2 protein-coding genes and 1 pseudogene are annotated in these 3,390 nt (G+C 59.5%); all 3 read left to right on the top strand.

Going from position 1 to position 3,390, the window contains the following annotated elements:
* Nucleotides 1-118 precede the first annotated feature (118 nt).
* Nucleotides 119-1,057, top strand: a pseudogene (locus tag HWX22_RS31160) (ShlB/FhaC/HecB family hemolysin secretion/activation protein); the annotation flags it as partial.
* Between the two features lie 158 nt (nt 1,058-1,215).
* Nucleotides 1,216-1,803: a hypothetical protein gene (locus HWX22_RS31165; RefSeq protein ID WP_175916985.1), complete on the top strand. Its 588-nt coding sequence runs from the start codon at nt 1,216-1,218 to the stop codon at nt 1,801-1,803.
* Between the two features lie 152 nt (nt 1,804-1,955).
* Entirely contained in the window at nt 1,956-3,215 is a 1,260-nt protein-coding gene (locus HWX22_RS31170; protein ID WP_175916986.1) for an IS256 family transposase, read from the top strand.
* Nucleotides 3,216-3,390: the final 175 nt, after the last annotated feature.

Here is a 3,390-nt window from a genome sequence, read left to right on the forward strand (position 1 = left end):
AATATGCCCACCGTGATCACCTTTGTATCCCCTGCTCAAAGATTGAGCAGGGCATTCAATCACGTGGGTCAAAATTCGATGAAAATTTTCAGCTCTAGTGGGTCAGTTCTGTGCGGACATCAACAGCCTGAACGACATGCTCAACGTTGGCGTCAGCCAGGACCTCGAATTCGGCGACAAGCGCCTCGGTTCGCACGGCTGGAACGGCTTCTATTCGATTCCGTGGGGTTACTGGACTGCCACGCTGTCCGCATACACGAACACCTACTATCAGCAGATTGCGGGTGTGAACCAGACATTCATCGCAAGCGGCAACTCGAAGACAGTCGATCTCAAACTGGCTCGGGTGCTGGCGCGCAGCCAGAACGACGTGCTCGGAGGGTACTTCCGGCTGTCCCGCCGTTTCGGCAAGAGCTTTATCGAGGACACTGAGATTTCGCAGCAGCGCCGTAACAACACGATCATCGAACTCGGTCTGACCGACCGACACTATTTCGACGGCGCGCAATTCGACGGCTCGCTCGCGTATCGCCAAGGTGTCGGCGGATTTGGCGCGCAGGACGACATACTGGCCACAAGCGGTCCGACGTATCGCTTCAAGATGGCCGTGCTCGACGCGAACCTCTCGGTGCCGTTCGCAATCGGCAAGCAGCCGTTTCGCTATGTCGGCACGTTTCATGGTCAGTACACGGGCGATACCCTGTACTACCTCGATGACGTGACGATTGGCAGCCGATACACCGTGCGCGGTTTCGACGGCGAAACGATGTTGGCGGCGGCGCGCGGCTTCTACTGGCGCAACGAATTGCAAATGCCGATCGGTCAAACGGGACAAGCGGTATACGCAGGGCTGGACTATGGCCGTGTGTGGGGACCGCAACCGATCACGCTCGCCGGTACGCAATTGGCGGGGGCGGTCATCGGTGTGAAGGGCAGCATCGGAACACGGTTCGGCGCATACGCGTACGACCTGTTCGCGGGTACGCCGGTTTACAAACCGTCGGGCTTCCCAACCGCGCGTGTCACAGTTGGATTCCAGGTGTCTACGCAGTTCTAAGTCGATTGGTCGTGTCTAGGTTCCCTCGGGGTCGAGGCACTTTGTGCGGTGGGTGTTGCTGCAAAACCTTTCGTGCTGGGATCGCACCGGATAATTTGGGTCAAGTCGATCGGGTGACGTAGTTTGTTAGGTCTATTTAACAATTAGGAGGGAAAGTAATGAAAAAGAAACTCATGCTGGCGGGTTTGATGGGGTCGGCGGTTCTGTTAGCGGCGTGTGGTGGTGGCGACGGCGGTGGAAGTTCGGCAACAAGCAGTTCGACCGGTTCGACCTCGCAAAGCTCGTCGGCGCCGTCAACGACAACGTTGGCGTGCACGGACGGTTACAAGAAGTTGACGATCTCGAATAGCAACGTGGTCGCCAATACGAACATCAATCTCACGACTGACGACGGTATCGCGACGTTGACACTCAAAACGCCTGCAAACGGCCAAACGGGTGATCTGACCGTGTGCCTCGGCAAGGCTGATCCTTCATCTGTTGGCGCGATAGCGGATTATATTTACCAGATTGAGGTGCGCCAAGGCGACCTTCATTCGATGGCGTCTGCGACGCTGACGCTGAATTTCACGACCAGCGTTATGCCCAATCCGAATCCGCCGGTGATCGAGCTTGCGGACAGCTCGGACGGGGAGACGGTCTACAAGCCGTTGGTGCAGGGGGCATCGTATGCGAACTCGCCAAACTATAGTCTGAGCACCAGCGCGCAGGCAGCCGGTGTGTATGTCGTCCGTCTGAAGAGGTAAAGATCGGCGGTGGGGTGCATTGTGCGGCGGGGTATGCGTCCAGAAACTCGCGGTGCCGGTCGCGTGCGATTTCTCGTCGCTTCGCACGCGATTCGAGAGCCTATCCGAATGTTTGTATGTGAGGCATAAACTGATGGCCAAGGAGCCACTTTATGCCACGCAAACGCAAGGAAGAAGTGACGATAGAACCGGGCAAGGGCTTGAACCTGGACCCGGAGCTGATCAAGCAACTGGTGCCCGGGACGCTGGACCGGGCGACGATCAACGAGCAGCTTGCGGCGCTCAAGAAGGCAATCTTCGAACGCGCGCTGGGCGGCGAACTGACCCACCACCTCGGCTACGAGAAGGGCGATGCCAAGCCGGCAGGCCGCACGAACCACCGCAACGGCACCAGCCGCAAGCGCATCACGACCGACGACGACCTGCTCGACGTCGAGATTCCGCGCGACCGCGAAGGCACCTTCGATCCGGTGCTGATCTCCAAGGGCGAGCGACGCTTCACCGGCTTCGACGACAAGATCATCGCGATGTATGCACGCGGTATGAGCGTGCGGGAGATTCAGGGTTTCCTGCTGGAGATGTACGGCATCGAAGTGTCGCCGGACTTCATCAGTACGGTGACCGATGCCGTGATCGACGACGTACGCGAATGGCAGCAGCGGCCACTCGAGCCGATGTACCCGGTCGTGTTCTTCGACGCCTTGCGAGTCAAGATCCGCGACGAAGGCGTCGTGCGCAACGAGGCGATCTACCTGGCGCTGGGCGTGGGCCGCGACGGCACACGCGACGTGTTGGGCCTTTGGATCGAGCAGACCGAGGGCGCCAAGTTCTGGCTGCGGGTGGTCAACGACCTGAAGCTGCGCGGCGTGCAGGATATCCTGATCGCCGTGGTCGACGGCTTGAATGGCTTCCCGGAAGCGATCAACACGGTGTTCCCGGAAACGACGGTCCAGACCTGCATCGTGCATCTGATCCGGAACTCACTGGACTTCGCCAGCTGGAAAGACCGGAAATCGGTCGCAGCGGCGCTCAAGGAGGTCTATCGGGCACCGTCGGCCGAAGCGGCCGCCGTGGCGCCGGACGCGTTCGATACGAGCCCGTGGGGTACGAAATACCCTCCGATTGCCGCGCTCTGGCGGCGAGCCTGGGATCAGGTGATTCCGTTCTACGCCTTCGCGCCTGACATCCGGAAAATTGTATATACGACCAACGCGATCGAGTCGCTGCACATGCAGCTTCGGAAGATCATCAAGGCGCGCGGCCACTTCCCGTCGGACGAGGCCGCGCTCAAACTGATCTCGCTGGCGCTGCGCAACGTCGTTGCCAAGTGGACCGGCTCCCGGCACGATTGGAAGAGCGCTATAACGCAGTTCGCGCTGCTTTACCCGGAACGATTCAACATTGGAATCTGAATCTCAACCCGCCTCACACACGGAATTCCGGATACCTCCCACCGACCACCCGTTACTATCTTCGTGCCCCGATAATCGGGGCTTTGGCCAGCCAGGCCCGGCATGATTCTCGCCCCCAGTCGCAGTCATGATCCGGGGGGTGTTGTCACCGGGCCTGGTGGGTGGCTGGTGATCG

The organism is Burkholderia sp. BCC1638, from assembly GCF_902833195.1.
In the GTDB taxonomy this organism is placed as follows: Bacteria; Pseudomonadota; Gammaproteobacteria; order Burkholderiales; family Burkholderiaceae; genus Burkholderia; species Burkholderia diffusa.